Consider the following 16211-nt stretch of genomic DNA (forward strand, 5'->3'; position numbering starts at 1 on the left):
CGACGCCCTGGCCGCACGACTGAACAACCGGCCCCGCAAATGCCTCGGTTACCGCACCCCAGCCCAGTGCGTTGCCTTGACTCTTTGAATCTAAGGACGCCGCCTTCAGGATCTCGTTCGCCCGGCGCAGCTCGGCGTTCTCCGGCCGCAGCCGCTTCAGCTCCGCTGACTCATCCGTGCTCACCCCGGACCGCTCGCCGGCGTCGACCCGGGCCTGGCGCACCCACTTCCGCAGCGTCTCCGCGGTGCGGATGCCGAGCTTGTGGGCCACCGCACCGATCGCCGCGTACTCGGACTCGTAGTTCGGCCGCACCTCGGCGACCATCCGCACCGCTCGCTCACGCAACTCACGGGGATAAGGGGAAGGGCGTGACATGGCTCGATCCTCCACAAGAGGTCGGGCCGCTACCAAACCCCGGGGCGGTTCAATGCTCCGATTTGTACCCTCATCCGGCTAGACAGGGTCATTGCGTTGTCGGGTAGTTGCTGGTGACGGCGGTGATAAGGTCGTGTGGGCGGCGGTTGGCGCGTCTGGTGGCGCGGGCGATGTTGGCTTCGCCGGTGGTGCGGTGGTAGCCGATTGGGCACCGGCGCATTGAGCGCTGGCAAGATCGAGGCAGGCTTGAGCAGTGAAGTCATCAGCTCGTCTCGGCCCGTGGCTGCCTCCGAAGTCGGCGTTCGTCGGGTTCCGTTTCCCCGCGGAGGTGATCGTCGGCGCGGTCCTGTGGTCAGCCTCGATCGGATTGTTGGCGTACCGCTCGACGTGGTGCCACGCCTGCGGAATCAACTCATCCAGGACGCCGGGGTAGACCGCCGCGGCGTTGGTGACGACCTCCGCGGGTGTCACCTTCAACGTCGACAGCGTCCGACGGAAGAACCGCCGAGCCGCGTCGGCGAGTGCGCGATGTCCAGCAGCAACTCGCCGAACGGCAGATAGCTCTGGGTGTAGTTGCTCTGCAGCCGCTGGATCCAACGGGTGGCATCGTCGAACCTGCCGGCCCGCAGCGATGCTCGCGCTGCGGCAAGCGCATGGTGCGCGGCATCCGCCTCGATCGTCTGCTGTCGTTCCTCGCTGTCGGTTCCACCCGACCACGCGGTGCCGTCGTTGAGCTGCACCCGCTCGTGTGCGGGATCGCCGAAAGAATCGCTTCCATGCGACCGTTTCCCGGCGGAAATGCCGCGAGCCACTCGCGCGCCGGCGTGTCGCAGTTGTGGACGTGGACGGCGCGGCCGTCTGTGCTCATTCGGCTCCGTCCGTATCGCGGCGGAACGTGACCTCGAGTTGGGCACCGCCGGTGACGAGCCGATGCGCGGCCCGGACCCCAGGCCCGCAAGTCGCCGTGCCGAGACCGTTCTGCCCGGCGTCGAGATGCATCCACAGCAGGCCATCGGGCGCGAGTTCGTCGGTATGCATCGCGCGGTCCAACGCGCCGGTCGACCAGGGACGCACGGCGAAGTCGATGGGCGAGGCGGCTTCGATGCGCAGACATCCGCCCGCGGTCTCGACGGAAGCCCAACGCAACTGCGATCGAGTGCCGTTCTCCTGCGGAACTACATAGTTAGTCTGCATCTCACGAACGGTCGACTCCCAGCGCGAGATACGTACCGCGGTCATGGAGTCTGGGTACGATTCACCCGGTCCGGCGCCAAACCATCTGACGCAACGCTCCCGCGCTGTGCCGTCGCACAGCGCGATCGCGTAACCCAGTCGCGGCAGAGGCTGCCGCCACTCGCCGAGCCGCTCGATCGCGAGCCGCAGCCGGACCCCGTCGGACGCATGGGCCCACCGCGCTGTCGTCGCGAAGCCGTGATCGAAGCCCGCCGGCGCGACGCGTGTGCGGACGACGAACTCGTCGCCGACAATTTCGGCGGACACCGTCCGCTGGATCAGCCGGTCCAAGCCCGCTCCGCGCCAGAGCTGCTCCATCGAGGTCTCCTCGTCGGCCGCAACATAGCGATCGTTCTCGGTCAGCGCACGCCAGGCGGTGATCCCGGCATGCTCGACAGGAAATCCGCACAGTGCTTCCAGCGCGCCGTCGCGCCCGAAGCGGGTCGTGTCGGCCAGCCGCACGCCGCTCTCCCACAGCACAGGGCCGCCCACAACAGCGGCTTCGGGGCGGGGGCGGCCGCTGTCCAGTCGCAGCTGACCCCGCGCGACGACATGTCCGGCCGCCGCCCACGGCGTCGGCTCGGCGAGCTCGGCCCAGACCTGAAGCCAGGTCTCCGCATCGGTCGCGGCACGGGCCGCATCGGGAATCGGGACCGCTACCACCTCGCCCGGGCCCACGCACGGACCGCTCAGCTCTCCCGTCGCGACCTCGACACCGTCTCGCTCGGTCGCCCACCGTAGACGCCATGTGGTCGACGGGGTGAACGCGGTGCGGTTCTCGACGCAGATCTCGCCCGGCACCTCGAAGGTGAAACGCACCGGAGCGGCGACGGCGGCGAACTCCAGGAGGCCGGGGGACGGGGTTCGGTCCGGCAGCACGAGCCCGTCGATGACGAACGATCCGTCGTGCAGACATTCGCCGAAATCGCCGCCGTAGCGATAGCCCCCGCCGTTCGGGTCCACCAGGCCGTGATCTACCCACTCCCAGACGAATCCACCGGCCAACCGTGGAGAGCTGTCGAAAATGCGCTCGTAGTCCGCGAGCCCTCCGGGCCCGTTGCCCATCGCATGCGCGTACTCGCATTGGATCATCGGTAGTGAGCGACGGTGCGCATCTCGGGTGGGGTCGGCGAGGCGCGGCTCAGCCCCTGCGCCGATCGCCTCGAGCTCCTCGTAGCTGGCGTACATGCGACTGTAGACGTCCACGCTCTCGCATTCGGCATCCTGCTCGTAATGCACCAGCCGGGTCGTGTCACGTTCATGCACCCACGCCGCATTCGCCGCCATGTTCGCGCCCCAGCCCGCTTCGTTGCCGAGAGACCACATGACGATGCAGGAGTGGTTTTTGTCACGCTCCACCATGCGCTTCATGCGGTCGAGGTACACGGCAGCCCAGCGCTTGTCGTCCGACGGATTGTCCCGCCAGTTGACCTGCGAGAAGCCGTGCGTCTCGATGTCGCACTCCTCGATCACGTAGAGCCCGTACTCGTCGCACAGCTCCAGCAGATAGGGGTCGGGCGGGTAGTGGCTCGTGCGGACAGCATTGATGTTGTGCTGTTTCATCAACTCGACGTCCGTGCGCATTCCCTCGCGCGTCACCGCTCGGCCCCTGCGCGCATCGGCGTCATGACGGTTCACGCCGTGGAACACGAGCGGCGCGCCGTTCAGCATGAGCACCGCGTCCTCGACGTAGACGCTGCGGAACCCGACGCGCACACGGACCGTCTCCGCCTCGGTCGCAACGGTGAGCTCATACAGCCGAGGCAAATCCGCCGACCATGGGTCCACGCCGGGAAGGCGCACCTCCGACCCCAACGGGAGCTGCGCCTCCACCCCGCCGAGCCGCGCCGTCACCCGCCCTGACTCCGTGACCACGGCGAGACGCAGTATCCCCTCGCCGGAGCGGTGGTCATAGCCGGTCTGCGCGAACAGGTCGTCGATTCCGCCCCGTGGTCGCGCCAGCACGGCAACGGATCGGAAGATACCCGAGAGCCACCATTGGTCCTGATCCTCGATGTATGTTGCGAAGCTCCACTGATGCACGCGGACGGCGAGCGTGTTCCGGCCCGGGCGCGCGACATCGCTGATGTCGAACTCGCTCGTCAGCCGACTGCCCGAGGACGCCCCGACCTCGGTGCCGTTCACCCACACGCGGAACCACGAGTCCACGCCATCGAAGCGCAGCAGCGTGCGGCCGTCAGGCCACTGCGCCGGCAGTTCGAAGGACGTGCGGTATTCCCCCGTCGGGTTCTCGACGGGAACGACCGGCGGTTCGACCGGAAACGGGTACGTGATGTTCGTGTAGGCGGGTGAACCGTACCCCTGGAGCTGCCAGTGCCCGGGCACCTCGATGAGTGGCCACCCGTCGCCCTCTTCGGTCGGCGGCACCGGCGTCTCGGTGGTCGGGCTCCAACAGAAGCGCCACCGACCGTCTAATGACAGGGACGGCGCATCCGTGTGCAAGTGCGCTCGCGGACCGTAGAGCGGCGGCGGTGCGATTTCCTCGAAGTCGTGCAGATGCATGTTTTACTCGTCGTTCTCTTCGTCTCGGTGTACCGGCCGCCGCACGCAGGGCGCGAGCTCGATAGGGTGACTTCTCAAGGGTAAATAACCCGGCTCAGGGTTGCGGACAGACGTGATCATCAATGCGGGTGGACCGCCCTGCTGCCTTCAGTAAGGGCGCGTCTACACCAATCACGTCAAGCCGGATACCTGCCACGACTTTGCCGGGACCCAGGGGCCTCCGGAGGGCTCGACCATGGGCTCGCGGAAGGCTCGACCGAGCTCGGTGAAGAGCGGAGGCGACCATGCCGTTTCGGGGTTGGCGAGTCCCAGGTGGTAGAGCGCGAGTTCAGTGGCGCCCGCCGCACGCAGTCGACGTACGTGGTCCGGCAGCGCTGCCGGTTGCGCCGGTGGGAGCACTGTGACGTAGGCGGCAACTTTGCCCATCCGGGCGGCCCGCGCCACCGCATCCTGGGTGTCGGTCGCCCAGGCCGGCACGAGAACGGTGTCTACGTCGGATGAGGCGGTGGGGGTGAGCCCCGGCGACGGACCGGTCGCCCACGGATCCGGATGTCCGTGCAGGGTGACCGCCGCGTCGGGGGCGACCTCGCGCACCGCGGAGAGGACGGCTGCCCGCAACCGATCCGTTGCCGCGTGACGTACCTGGAGGATGGCGTCCTCCACCCCCTCGGGGACCGCGCCGGCGCGGAACCAGGCGCGCACCAGTTCCGGGTCGACGCCGCAGGCCGGGCAACAGCAGATTGAGAGCAGTCGCTGCTGTAGCGGCGGGTAAGCCCCCTCGGTCTTCTCATGGCAGCCCAGGTGCGCCACGCCCATCTGACCGCAGGACTCCAACGAAACCCCGGACACCGGCAGATCGCGGAGCGCCTCGGCGGCGAGCGTGGCGCAATGGTCGACGACCTCCGCCCACGAGGGGCACAGGGCGTACGGGTACCGCTCGCCGAAGCAGTTGCGGACCGTGACGTCCGGGTGCAGGCGGCCCAGGCGGGTGTTGTGCGCCAGCACCAACCAGGCGTTCACCATGATCCCTGAGCTGCGCAGGATGCTGACGGCCTCGCCGCCGGGATCGGGTACGGCGCACCAGTCCGGCGTGAGCGGCACCAACCGTCCCCAGATGCCGGGCCGCACCGGCCGGTAGAGCGCCGCGTAGCGGGCGTCCACCAGGCGTCGCGTGGGATGCAGCGGTGTCGCCGCCCGAGTCGAGTGGTACGACATGGCCAGGGTCACCGCGTCCACCCCGGATTCCTGCACCCGATCCACGAAGCCGGGATCGTCCAGTACGTCCCATGGGTAGGCGTGGGCCGATACCCGCGCCCACGTGCCGGTGTCCGCGACCCGCGTCCTCGTGCCGTCGTCCGCGAAATCCGTTGCGGCGGCGCCCTCGTCCGGACTCACCAGCGGGGCAGCCGGTGGTCGTAGTCGGGGCGTACCCGCCGCATGTACGAGGTGTCGTCGCGTTCCCGGATGCCGCAGCGCAGATAGTTCTCGTGCATCCGGGCGAGCGCGTCCCGGTCCAGCGACACGCCGAGGCCCGGGGTGGCCGGCACCTTCACCGCGCCATCGACGATGGGCAGCGGCTGTTCGAGCACGTCCAGGCCGTGCAGCCACGGCGTGTGCGTGTCGGCGGCATAGGTCAGTTCGGGCAGTGCGCCGCCGAGGTGGGTCATCGCGGCGAGGCTGATCCCTAGATGGCTGTTGGAGTGCATGGAGACGCCCATGCCCCAGGTACGGCAGATGGCCGCGAGTTCGACGCTGCGGCGTAGCCCACCCCAGTAGTGGTGGTCGGCGAGCACGACGCCAACGGCGCGGCGGGCGAACCCCTCCGGGATATCGGCCGGGCTCACCACGCACATGTTGGTGGCCAGCGGCATCGGCGCCTGCGCCGCGACCTCGGCCATGCCGGGAATCCCCGGGGTCGGATCCTCCAGGTACTCCAGCAGCCCGTCGGTCTCCGCGGCGACCTTCAGGCTTGTCGCGACGGTCCAGGCGGCGTTCGGGTCGAGCCGCAACGGCAGATCGGGGTACGCCTCGCGCAGCGCGCGGATCGCCGCGATCTCCTCGTCCGGCGGGAACACGCCACCCTTCAGTTTGATCGAGCGGAATCCATAGCTGTTGACGAGCCGCCCGGCCTGCGCGACGATCCCGGCCGGGTCCAGCGCCTCCCCGTACTTGTCCGACTCGGTCGCATCCGGATGGTGGGACCACTTGTAGAACAGGTAGGCCGAGTACGGCACCGCGTCGCGGACCCGACCGCCGAGCAGGTCCACCACCGGCCGCCCGATCAGCCGCCCCTGCAGGTCCAGGCAGGCAACCTCGAACGCGCTCAGCACCCGCAGTGCCGTCCGGCCCGGACTGGATGGTCCGGTCAGTCCGTGCCGGTCCGGCGAGTCCGCGTCGCCGAGGGCACGCCGGACCCGGTGCAGCAGGCCGTTGGTGTCGAATGGGTCGAGGCCGACCAGCTCCGGGGCGACGGTGCGCAGCAGCGCCAGGTGCGAAGCATCGCCGTACGTCTCGCCCAGCCCGACCAGCCCGTCGCCGCAGTTGAGCTCGACGATGGCGCGCAGTGCCCAGGGTTGGTGTACGCCGATCGCGTTGAGCAGCGGGGGATCGGGGAAGGCGACGGGGGTCACCACCACCTGCCGGACGCGGGTCACGACACCACCACCGGCCGGTCCACCGGCGGCGTCTCCGGGTCACCGATCGTAGCCAGGGCCGCCCGGCCGCGGCCCAGGATCTCGCGCAGCTGCGCGACATGCTCCGGGGACGGGTCGACCAGCGGTGGCCGTACCCTCCCCAGGTCCAGGCCGGACAGCCGTGCGCCGGCCTTCACCAGCGCGACGGCGTAACCGGGCACCTGGTCGCGCAGCGCGGCGAAGGGCAGGTAGAACTCGGCCAGCAGCAGCTGCTGGGTCTCGGTGTCGCCATCGCGGATCGCGCGGTAGAAGGCGGTGGCGATGTCCGGGGCGAAACAGAGCACCGCGGAGGAGTAACCGCTCACCCCGATCGCCCGGTACGCCAGCGCCGACAGTTCGGCGGTGGGCAGGCCGTTGAAGAACTCGAACTCCGCGGCGCGCGGGTGTCCGCTGCGGCGGATCGAGGTGACCAGTCGCAGCATCTGGTCGACGTCGCCGCGGCCGTCCTTGATCCCGGTCACGGTGGGGATGTCCAGCAGCGCCACCGCCGCCGCCGGGTCTAGCACGGCGTTCGCCCGCTGGTAGACGGTGATCGGCAGTCTGCTGCGCTCGGCCACGTATCGCACGTGTCCCAGGAGCCCGGCGGGGGTGGAGGAGACCAGGTACGGCGGCAGGAGCAGGAGCCCGTCCGCGCCGGCCGCGTCCGCGGTCCGGGCGAACTCGGCGGCCGCCCGCGGGCCGCCGCCGCAACCGGCGATCACCGGCAGGCGGCCACGGGCCACGCGTAGCGCCGCGGTCACCACGGCCCGGTACTCGTCGCCGGAGAGCGCGGTGAACTCCCCGGTGCCGCAGGCCACGAAGATCGCGGCTGGGCCGGCCGCGATCTGCCGCTCGACGTGGTCGGCGAAGGCCGACAGGTCCACCGTGTCGGCTGGTGTGAACGGGGTGAGGGGGAACGAAAGCAGGCCGGGCAGGCGCATCGGATTCCTCTGGGCGAGATGCGGTCAGTGGAGGGTGACGTCGTGGCTGTCGCGCAGGCCCACGAGGGTGTTGCTGGCGGCGGATCGGCCGGACAGCCCGACGACCGTCGCGTCGCGGACGTCGTCGCAGACCAGCAGCGGCCTGGGGTCGGGCACCGTGGAGCGGATGCGCACGTCGGACAGGTGCAGGTCGGTGACGTGCCGGCAGTAGAGCCCATACGCGGACAGTCGTCCGAACATCCGGGCCTCCGGGTAGTCCGCCGGCACCTCGGGGATTTCCCGGTCGATCCACTCCCGCCGGCCGCCCTCGTCGGTGTCGATCCGGATGTTGCGCAACGTGACGTCCTCGACCGGGTGCCCCGGCTCGCCGGTCACCGATGAGGTGAGGATGGCGCCGGTGGCGTGCAGGTCGGAGATCATGACTCCGCGCAGCCGTCCCGGGGTGGGTACGACCTGCCCGCTGCCGCGGTTGCCGAGCCGGACGAAGATCGGCGTGCGGACGTTCTGCATCCGAACGCCGGTGACCACGAGTCCGTCGATCCAGCCACCGTCGACGACCTCGATCGCCAGGCCGGCGATGACCCGCTGGTTGTACGGGACCTCGCGGCTGTAGATGACGCTGTTGGAGAAGGTGATGTTCTCGAACCCACCCCGGGTCGACGTGCCGATCTTGAAGCCGTTGCAGCAGGTGGTGAGGACGCAGTTGGTGATGGTGATGTTGCGGGAGAGCCGGACCTCGTCGCCGTAGTGGTTCTCGCTCTTGAGGCAGATCGCGTCGTCGCCGGTGTCGATGTCGCAGTCGGCGATGAGGACGTTCTGGCTGCCGGTGGGGTCGATCCCGTCCGTGTTCGGTCCGTCGATGGGGTTGCGGATCCGCACGCCCCGGATTACCACGGTGTCGCAGTTGATCGGACGCAGCGTCCAGCCCGGGGAATTCCGCAACGTGACGTCCTGCACCCGCACGTTCCGGCAGGCGACCAGTTCGACCATGGGGGACGGGCGGTGGTTGTCCCCGACGGGCTTGAGGTCCCACGCGATCACGTCCGCCCAGAGGTCCTCCGGCGCGACCGCCGGACGGCCCCGGCGCTCCCAGAACGCCGGCCCCTGGCCGTCGATGGTGCCGAGGCCGGTGATGGCGATGTTCTCGGCGCCCTCGGCGAAGATCAGGTGGCGGTCGTTGGCGTCGCAGTTGGAGGGTGGGCCCGGGTGTGGTGCATAGTCGGCGAGCTGCGCGCTGCCCAGGAGCGTGGCCCCACCCTCCAGGTGCAGGGTGACGTTGCTCTTCAGTTCGAGGCCGCCGGTGCGGAACGTGCCCGGGGGTAGCCACACCACACCGCCGCCGGCCTCGGCCGCGGCATCGATTGCGGTCTGCAACGCCGGTGTGTTCAGCGTGGCGCCGTCGCCCTTCGCGCCGAACTCGCGTACGTCGAACAGGTGGCCGGTCGGGTGTGGTCCATGGCGCTGCGCAGTCATTCGCGCCTCATTCCCCTGTTCATGTATGTGGACAGCTGACTAAATCATGGCAGCCGTCCCGTGAAGCTACAGGGCGGTGGTTCCGTGGTCAACGCTGGCCACTCGCTGGCATCGCCGCGATGTCCGCGTCGATTCCCGCTGCCCGGCGACCGTCTATGCGTCGGTTTCGAAACAATGTCCAAAGAGGCTGCCAGCATGTTGACAGTGGATGCCGTTCACGCAATAGTGACGATTGCCGAAACATCGTCCACATATATGAACGGAGTCCCTGATGAGAGCACGCCTCTCTGGCTTACTCGCGTGCGCGGCGGCCGGTTCCCTCGTCCTGGGACTATCGGCCTGTTCGGGCTCGGAGCCGGCGGCCGACGGGGGAAAGATCACCATCTCCGTGTCGGACATGCCGCCGACCACCCAGGAGAAGTCTCGCCAGCAGTTCCTCGACCGCGTCGCGAAGTTTGAGGAGGCGAACCCGGATATCAAGATTGAGCCGAGCGAAGCCCAGTGGGACGCCAAGACTTTCGCCGCCCGGCTGGCCGGTGGGCAGCTCGAGACCGTCTTCATCGTGCCGCTGACCGAGCCGCAGGGCATGATCAAGCGGCGTCAGATCGCGGACATCACCGACGAGCTCAAGGCCCTGCCGCACGCGGCGGACTTCGACGAGCGGGCCCTCTCCCCGGCGACGGACTCCGCCGGCCGGCACTACGGCCTGCCGACCAGCGAGTTCGCGCTCAGCCTGGTCTACAACCGGGAGCTGTTCACCAAGGCCGGTCTCGACCCGGACAACCCGCCGAAGACCTGGGACGACGTGCGGGTCGCCGCCAAGGCGATCTTCGAGAAGACCGGCATCCCGGGCTACGCGCAGCCGACGACGACCAACGGCGGCGGCTGGCTGCTCACCGCCATGACGTACACCCGGGGCGGCCGGATGGAGAAGGAGCAGGACGGCAAGTGGGTGCCGGCCTTCAACGACGCGCCGACCCTGCAGACCCTCCAGTGGCTCAAGGAGATGCGCTGGACGGATAACGCCATGGGCGCCCAGATGGTGCGGGCCAGCGCCGACGTGCTCAAGGACTTCTCCGCCGGCAAGGTCGGCATGCACATCGCCACGCCGAGCACGTACGGCGACCACATCACGAAATACAACGGGAACCCGGAGATGTTCGGGGTGACCGCCCTGCCGTCCGGTGGCACCAACGCGACGCTCATCGGCGGCAAGATGGCCGTGGTCAGCCCCAAGGCGAGCCATGCGGAGCGGGCCGCCGCGGTCAAGTGGATCGACTACTACTACCTGCAGCCGAAGTACGACGTGGCGATCGCGGAGTCCCGCGCCCAGACGCAGGCCGCGGACAAGCTGCCAGTCGGCATCCCCGCCGTCCCGTTCTACGGTCCCGCCGTGGATGGCCCGGTGACGGAGGCCGTGAACAAGCACGCCAACGTCCCGGTGAAGAACTTCGCCCCGTTCCTGACCGGGTCGCAGCAGCAGGAGTTCGTACCCGAGCCGACCGTCGCTGCCCAGGACGTCTATGCCGCGCTCGACACCGTGATGCAGGCGGTGCTGACCCGGCAGAACGCCGATCCGGCGGCCGAGTTGGCCAAGGCGGAGGATCGCGTGAAGCCGCTGCTGGAACGGGCGCAGTAGTGACCGTGCTGCAGCCTGGTAGTTCGTCGTCGGCCGCGACCACTTCGGAGGTCGCGGCCGCGCCGCCCCGGTCGGCCGGAAAGGCGCGCCGGCGGACGGCGCGGCCGGGCCGCCAGGGCCGGCGTACCGGCACCGGACTGGCCACGCTGGTTTTCCTGCTGCCGACGTTGCTCGCCTTCGGCTACTTCGCCTGGTGGCCGATCGGCCGCAGCGTCATCCTGAGCCTGCAGCAGACCAACCTGGTCGACCCGCCCGAGTGGGTGGGTCTGGAGAACTTCACCTACCTCTTCTCGGACCCGTTGCTCTGGACCACCCTGCGCAACACGGTGTGGTTCGTCGTCCTCGCGATCGTGTTCGGCTTTCCGGTGCCGATCCTGCTCGCCGTTTTCGTGTCGGAGCTGCGCCGGCTGGGCGGCGTGTTCCGGGTGCTGGTCTACCTCCCGGTCGTGATCCCGCCGGTGGTGGCGGTGCTGATGTGGAAATGGTTCTACGACCCGGACTTCGGGTTGTTCAACCAGGCGCTCGGCGTGGTCGGCCTCGGGCCGTACCCGTGGCTGCAGTCCGCGAGCACGGCGATGCCCAGCCTGGTGCTGGAGTCGACCTGGGCGCACGCCGGCGGTACCGTGCTCATCTACCTGGCCGCCCTGGGCAGCGTGCCGACCGAACTCTACGAGGCGGCCGAGATCGACGGCGCCTCGATCCTGCGCCGGCTCTGGCACGTCACGCTGCCGCAACTGCGCGGCGTCATCCTGATCATGTTTCTGTTGCAGATCATCGGCACCGTCCAGGTCTTCACAGAGCCGTTCGTGCTCACCGACGGTGGCCCCGAGGACTCCACCGTCACCGTGCTGCTGCTGATCTACCGCTACGCATTCATCAATGGCGACTACGGATCCGCCGCCGCCCTCAGCGTGCTGCTGGCCGCCCTGCTGGCGCTGCTGTCCGCGGGGTACCTGCGCCTGACCCGTCGATGGAGTACCACATGAGCGAGGAACCCGGACGGGGCGTGATCTCGTCCGCCGATCGTCGGCGACCCACAGTTCGGTGGGGCCTGCGCGTCACCCAGACCCTGCTGCTGGTCGGTGTCGCGCTGGTCGGCGTCGGCCCGTTGCTCTGGACCGCCAAGGGGGCGATCTCGCCCACCCTCGAGCTGCTCCAGGAACCGCTGAAGCCGTGGCCCTCCACGCCGCAGTGGCACAACCTGGCGGACGCGTGGCGGGAACTCCAGATCGGGCACTACCTGCTGAATACGGTGGTGCTCGTCGCCGGATCGTGGTTCTTCCAGATCTTCGTGGCGACCAGCAGCGCCTTCGCGCTGTCCGTGCTGCGCCCGCGGTACGGGCGGGTGGTCTACGCGGGCGTGCTCGCCACGCTCTTCGTCCCCGGCACGGCGTCGCTGGTCGCGCTCTATCTGACCGTGCTCCACCTGCCGATCACCGGCGGCTCGATCGCCAACACCCCGTGGGCGGTCTGGCTACCGGCCAGCGCCCACGCCTTCAACGTGCTGGTGATGAAGCAGTTCTTCGACGCGCTGCCGCGCGAACTGTACGAGGCAGCGCAGGTCGACGGCGCCGGGCCATGGCGACTGTTCTGGCAGATCGTCATGCCGATGTCGCGGCCCATCCTGGCCGTGACATCGCTGTTGGCGATCATGGGCGCCTGGAAGGAGTTCCTCTGGCCCATGATCGCGATCGCGGACACCACCCGGCAGCCCCTCGCCGTCGCGCTGCCCCGCCTGGCCGACGTCGCCGAGCAGAACCAGGTGATCGCGGGGATGTTGATCGCGATAATTCCGCCGTTGCTGATCTTCCTGGTCTTCCAGCGGCACATCGTCAGTGGTATCGGCTTCACCGGTTTGAAGGGGTAACCCTCGTGCTCCGACTACGCCGTCCCTCCCGTACCCTCGGCGCCGCGCTGCTGGTCGCGGTCGCCGCCGGTACGCTCACCGCCACCCCGGCCCACGCGGCCGAGGGCGAACCGATCCGTACCGGCAACTACGTCTACGACCGGGCCCCGAACGACGGGTCCAGCCCCGACCGGGGCACCACCGACCTGGTCCCGCTCGCCACCGGCGCGCTGACCGACGGCGCGGTCGGCACCAGCGCCCGCTGGTTCGGCGACGGGACGTCGACGTGGCGCGACGTCAACGTCGTCTTCGACCTTCAGCGGGACTATCCGCTGCGTCAGATCGTGCTCACCAGCAACGCCCCCAACGCGTACTGGGGCATCCGGGCCGTCTCGGTCCGGGTTCGGTCCGAAGCGGACCCCGGCTACACCCCGGTCTACTCGCAGCAGTGGTACGGCACCGCGAGTCCACTGCCGGCCGGCACCCAGCTGAACAACACCCTCACCCTCGACCTCGCCGACCGGGCCGCCCGGTTCGTCATCGTGCGGATCACCCGGCTGCACGAGTACCACCACCTGCCGCTCAACGAGGTGGCCCTGGTCCAGGGCAGCGGCCAGCCGGGGGCCGACCCGGCGCCGCCGCTGACCGCGACCGAGCTGCGTGCCGAGATCGGCAAGCCGGTCAAGCAGGTGCCCCGGCCCGGCTTTGCCGACGAGGGGAACTACTACGCCTCGGTACCGCCGGACGACGGCACCCCCGACAACGCGGGCGGCCTCACCGCCTTCCCCTACGGCAAGCTGTTCGACCGGGACCGCACCGGGTACGCCGGCTGGCGGGGTCGGGCGGACGCGCCGAAGGCCGTGACGATCGTCTTCGACCTGCTGCGTGACTACCCGCTCGACCAGATCAGGTTCTACAGCAAGGCACCGAACCAGTACTGGGGCTTCGATGAGATGACGGTGAGCTACCGTCCGGAGGCCAGCGCCACCTACCGGATAGCGACCCGGGCCGCCCGGGCCCGGACCCAGCTCGACTACCAGCTCGACATCCCGATGGGCAACCAGACCGCCCGGTTCGTGCGGATCGCCTTCTCCCGGGTTAACCAGTACCTGCACATCCCGGTCTCTGAGGTGGAGTTCGCGGTCGGTGCGGGGCCAGTCGGTCAGGATCCCGCGCCGCCGCTGACCGTCGACGGCATGCGCGAGGAGCTGACCCGCGACACCCGGCTCGTGGACGCCTACGGGCAGTACCTCTACCAGGGCTGGCCGGGCAAGGTGACCTCTGACGCCCAGTTGCGGCAGGAGGCGCAGGACGAGGCGGAGCGGCTCGCCGGCGTCGCCCCCGACACCACCCGCTACGACCGGTATGGCGGCCTCAAGTCGCTGGGCTACCAGGGCGCCACCGGCTACTTCCGGCTCACCAAGATCGACGACCGGTGGTGGTTCGTCACCCCGGACGGCTATCCCTTCTTCCTCAAGGGCGTCGACTCGATGTCGCCGGAGGAGTGGGGGTACGGCACGCTGTACCGAAACCCCGACGGCACACCCCGCGACGTCTTCGACGAACTGCCGGACCCGGCCGTCTATCCGGACGCGTACGCGAAGACCGACCGCGGCCCGGCGGTGAGCTTCGTCAAGGCCAACCTGATGCGCAAGTACGGGTCCGACTTCGAGCCGGCCTGGCGGGACATCACCTACAAGCGGATGGTCGACTGGGGCTTCAACGCGCAGAGCAAGTGGACCCGCGACCCGCAGATCAAGATGCCGTACATCGACCAGGTGACGGCGCCGGCCGACGCGATCCGGGTGCTGTGGGCGATCGACCCGTTCGACCCGCAGTTCGCCGCCAAGCTCGCCGGGCAGGTCGAGGCGCTCGACCTCAAGGGCCGCAAGCACGACCGGTATCTGATCGGCTACTTCTTCGACAACGAGCGGGGCTGGGACAACGAGGTGGTCGCCGAGGTGCTGCGGCAGGGGGCGGCCCTGCCGGCCAAGCGCGCGTTCGTGCAGTACCTGCGCGACACGTACGCCGGTGATCTCGCCCGGGTGAACCAACTCCTCGGCACCAGCGCGGAGTCGTTCGACGCACTCGCCGACGTCACCATCGAGCTTGCCCGGGTGCCGGCCGCGGACGTCACCGCGTTCATCACCCGCGCCTCCGTCGCCTACTACTCGACCATCCAGCGGGCGATCAAGAAGGCCGACCCGCACCACCTCTTCCTCGGCTCCGCGCTCGTCCCCACCTGGCACTCGAGCCTGGCCTGGAACGTCGGCGGCCGGGACTACCTCGACGCCATCTCGCTGGACGTCTACACCGACAGCGCCAGCTATCTCAGGGAGTACGAGCCGTACGACAAGCCGGTGCTGAACCTGGAGTTCTCCTTCAACACCTACGACCGGGGCATGCGGGCCATCAACGCGGCGGCCCGGGCCGACAGCATCGCCCAGCGTGGCGCCAAGTACCGGTCGTTCGTCGAGGCGCAGGCGGCGAGCCCGGTCTTCGTCGGGTCGGGCTGGTTCGTCTACTACGACCAGGCGGTCAGCGGGCGGCCGGGCGACGGCGAGAGCTACAACTTCGGCCTGGTCAACCAGCAGGACCAGCCGTACACGGAAATGATCGACATCATGCGGGAGACCCACCGGACCGTGGAGCTCGTGCACCAGCAGGGCGCCGCGACCGGCCCGGCGGTGAACCAGTGAGCGGCGTCCGGTTCGACTTCGCCGACGCCCGGGTGCTGGTCACCGGCGCGGCCGGGCTGCTCGGCGGGGCCTGCGTGCGGGCGTTCCTCGAAGCCGGCGCGCGGGTCACCGGCACCGACGTGGTGCCGGCCGACCTGGGCAAGGCCGCGTTTGTCCTCGGCGACCTGACCGACGAGGCCGTCCTTTCCACCGTGCACGCCGCGGCGACCGGGGGCGGTCCACTGGACGTACTGGTGAACTGCGCCGCGATCTCCCACCGGCTGGCGGACTTCACCGACACCACCGGCGCGCAGTTCGACGAGATGTACGCGGTGAACGTCCGCCCGGTGCATGGACTGTCGCGGCGCGCCGCGCGGGACTGGATCCGGACCGGACGGCCCGGGGCGATCGTCAACTTTTCCTCGCCCGGAGCGGTGCGGGCGCACGCGGACCAGAGCCTGTACGACGCGACGAAGGGCGCGGTCGAGGCGTTGAGCCGGGCCATGGCCGTCGAGCTCGGACCGTACGGCATCCGGGTCAACTGTGTCTCGCCGGCGAGTATCGGCGCGGACGGCCGGGCGCGCACCGACGTACCGATGCGGGTCGCGACAACGCCCGCGGACGTCGCCGACGCGGTGCTGTTCCTCGCCTCACCGGCGGCGCGGCGCATCACCGGGACGGTGTTGTCCGTCGACGCCGGCCTGCTCGCGACGCTGCGGACCGGGTGACCGGCCCGCCGGTCCGACAATCGCGGCCGCGGGGCCCCCCGCCGGGTGGGGCCAGTGGCGGGCGGCGCCGGCGCCGGGTGTATGATCTGGGCTCGGAGTACC

The 16211-nt window shown here is 69.4% G+C and carries 12 protein-coding genes and 1 pseudogene; 5 read left to right on the forward strand and 8 right to left on the reverse strand.

Translation table 11 applies throughout. From position 1 onward, the window contains the following. The 8 genes and pseudogenes from AB0F68_RS31795 to AB0F68_RS31830 all read right to left on the reverse strand — a co-directional run. The coding region (locus AB0F68_RS31795; RefSeq protein ID WP_357344957.1) for a transposase at positions 1–376 on the reverse strand (376 nt) is incomplete at its 3' end. A 348-nt stretch (positions 377–724) separates the two neighbouring features. Continuing rightward, positions 725–889, reverse strand: a pseudogene (locus AB0F68_RS31800) (DDE-type integrase/transposase/recombinase); the annotation flags it as partial. Further along, the gene (locus AB0F68_RS31805; protein WP_357344958.1) at positions 850–1290 is read right to left on the reverse strand and encodes a glycoside hydrolase N-terminal domain-containing protein; all 441 of its coding nucleotides are present in this window, start codon (positions 1288–1290) and stop codon (positions 850–852) included. The gene AB0F68_RS31805 and the pseudogene AB0F68_RS31800, both read right to left, overlap by 40 nt. Next, the gene (locus tag AB0F68_RS31810) at positions 1241–4132 is read right to left on the reverse strand and encodes a glycoside hydrolase family 2 TIM barrel-domain containing protein (protein ID WP_357344960.1); all 2892 of its coding nucleotides are present in this window, start codon (positions 4130–4132) and stop codon (positions 1241–1243) included. Before AB0F68_RS31810 ends, AB0F68_RS31805 begins: the two co-directional genes overlap by 50 nt. Positions 4133–4303: 171 nt before the next feature. After that, on the reverse strand, positions 4304–5527 hold the full coding sequence (locus tag AB0F68_RS31815; protein ID WP_357344962.1) for a hypothetical protein: 1224 nt from the start codon (positions 5525–5527) through the stop codon (positions 4304–4306). Beyond that, positions 5524–6786 carry a glucarate dehydratase family protein gene (locus AB0F68_RS31820; protein ID WP_357344964.1) on the reverse strand — a complete coding sequence of 421 codons (1263 nt, stop codon included), beginning with the start codon at positions 6784–6786 and terminating at the stop codon, positions 5524–5526. Before AB0F68_RS31820 ends, AB0F68_RS31815 begins: the two co-directional genes overlap by 4 nt. Continuing rightward, positions 6783–7745 (reverse strand): 5-dehydro-4-deoxyglucarate dehydratase, encoded by a 963-nt coding sequence (locus AB0F68_RS31825; RefSeq protein WP_357344966.1) that lies wholly within the window; start codon positions 7743–7745, stop codon positions 6783–6785. The genes AB0F68_RS31820 and AB0F68_RS31825 overlap by 4 nt, the downstream gene beginning before the upstream one ends. Before the next feature lie 24 nt (positions 7746–7769). Further along, on the reverse strand, positions 7770–9218 hold the full coding sequence (locus tag AB0F68_RS31830; RefSeq protein WP_357344968.1) for a glycoside hydrolase family 28 protein: 1449 nt from the start codon (positions 9216–9218) through the stop codon (positions 7770–7772). Positions 9219–9615: 397 nt separating this feature from the next. Here AB0F68_RS31830 and AB0F68_RS31835 point away from each other — a divergent pair, with 397 nt between their 5' ends. The 5 genes from AB0F68_RS31835 to AB0F68_RS31855 are packed head-to-tail and all read left to right on the forward strand — an operon-like array spanning position 9616 to position 16109. Further along, entirely contained in the window at positions 9616–10857 is a 1242-nt protein-coding gene (locus tag AB0F68_RS31835) for an extracellular solute-binding protein (protein WP_357344970.1), read from the forward strand. Beyond that, a complete protein-coding gene (locus tag AB0F68_RS31840) occupies positions 10857–11843 on the forward strand; it encodes a sugar ABC transporter permease (RefSeq protein WP_357344972.1) in 987 nt (328 codons plus the stop codon). The genes AB0F68_RS31835 and AB0F68_RS31840 overlap by 1 nt, the downstream gene beginning before the upstream one ends. After that, the gene (locus tag AB0F68_RS31845) at positions 11840–12724 is read left to right on the forward strand and encodes a carbohydrate ABC transporter permease (protein WP_357344975.1); all 885 of its coding nucleotides are present in this window, start codon (positions 11840–11842) and stop codon (positions 12722–12724) included. Before AB0F68_RS31840 ends, AB0F68_RS31845 begins: the two co-directional genes overlap by 4 nt. A gap of 5 nt (positions 12725–12729) precedes the next feature. Continuing rightward, a complete protein-coding gene (locus AB0F68_RS31850; protein ID WP_357344977.1) occupies positions 12730–15402 on the forward strand; it encodes a hypothetical protein in 2673 nt (890 codons plus the stop codon). Further along, a complete protein-coding gene (locus AB0F68_RS31855; RefSeq protein WP_357344979.1) occupies positions 15399–16109 on the forward strand; it encodes an SDR family oxidoreductase in 711 nt (236 codons plus the stop codon). Before AB0F68_RS31850 ends, AB0F68_RS31855 begins: the two co-directional genes overlap by 4 nt. Positions 16110–16211 lie beyond the last annotated feature (102 nt).

This window comes from Micromonospora sp. NPDC023966 (genome assembly GCF_040639095.1).
In the GTDB taxonomy this organism is placed as follows: domain Bacteria; phylum Actinomycetota; class Actinomycetes; order Mycobacteriales; family Micromonosporaceae; genus Micromonospora.

Excerpts from the sequence above, each read along its gene's own strand:
- AB0F68_RS31845 (WP_357344975.1), top strand. The coding sequence starts at position 11,840 with ATGAGCGAGGAACCCGGACGGGGCGTGATCTCGTCCGCCGATCGTCGG.
- AB0F68_RS31835 (WP_357344970.1), top strand. The coding sequence starts at position 9,616 with ATGCCGCCGACCACCCAGGAGAAGTCTCGCCAGCAGTTCCTCGACCGC.
- AB0F68_RS31825 (WP_357344966.1), bottom strand. The coding sequence starts at position 7,745 with ATGCGCCTGCCCGGCCTGCTTTCGTTCCCCCTCACCCCGTTCACACCA.
- AB0F68_RS31830 (WP_357344968.1), bottom strand. The coding sequence starts at position 9,218 with ATGACTGCGCAGCGCCATGGACCACACCCGACCGGCCACCTGTTCGAC.
- AB0F68_RS31810 (WP_357344960.1), bottom strand. The coding sequence starts at position 4,132 with ATGCATCTGCACGACTTCGAGGAAATCGCACCGCCGCCGCTCTACGGT.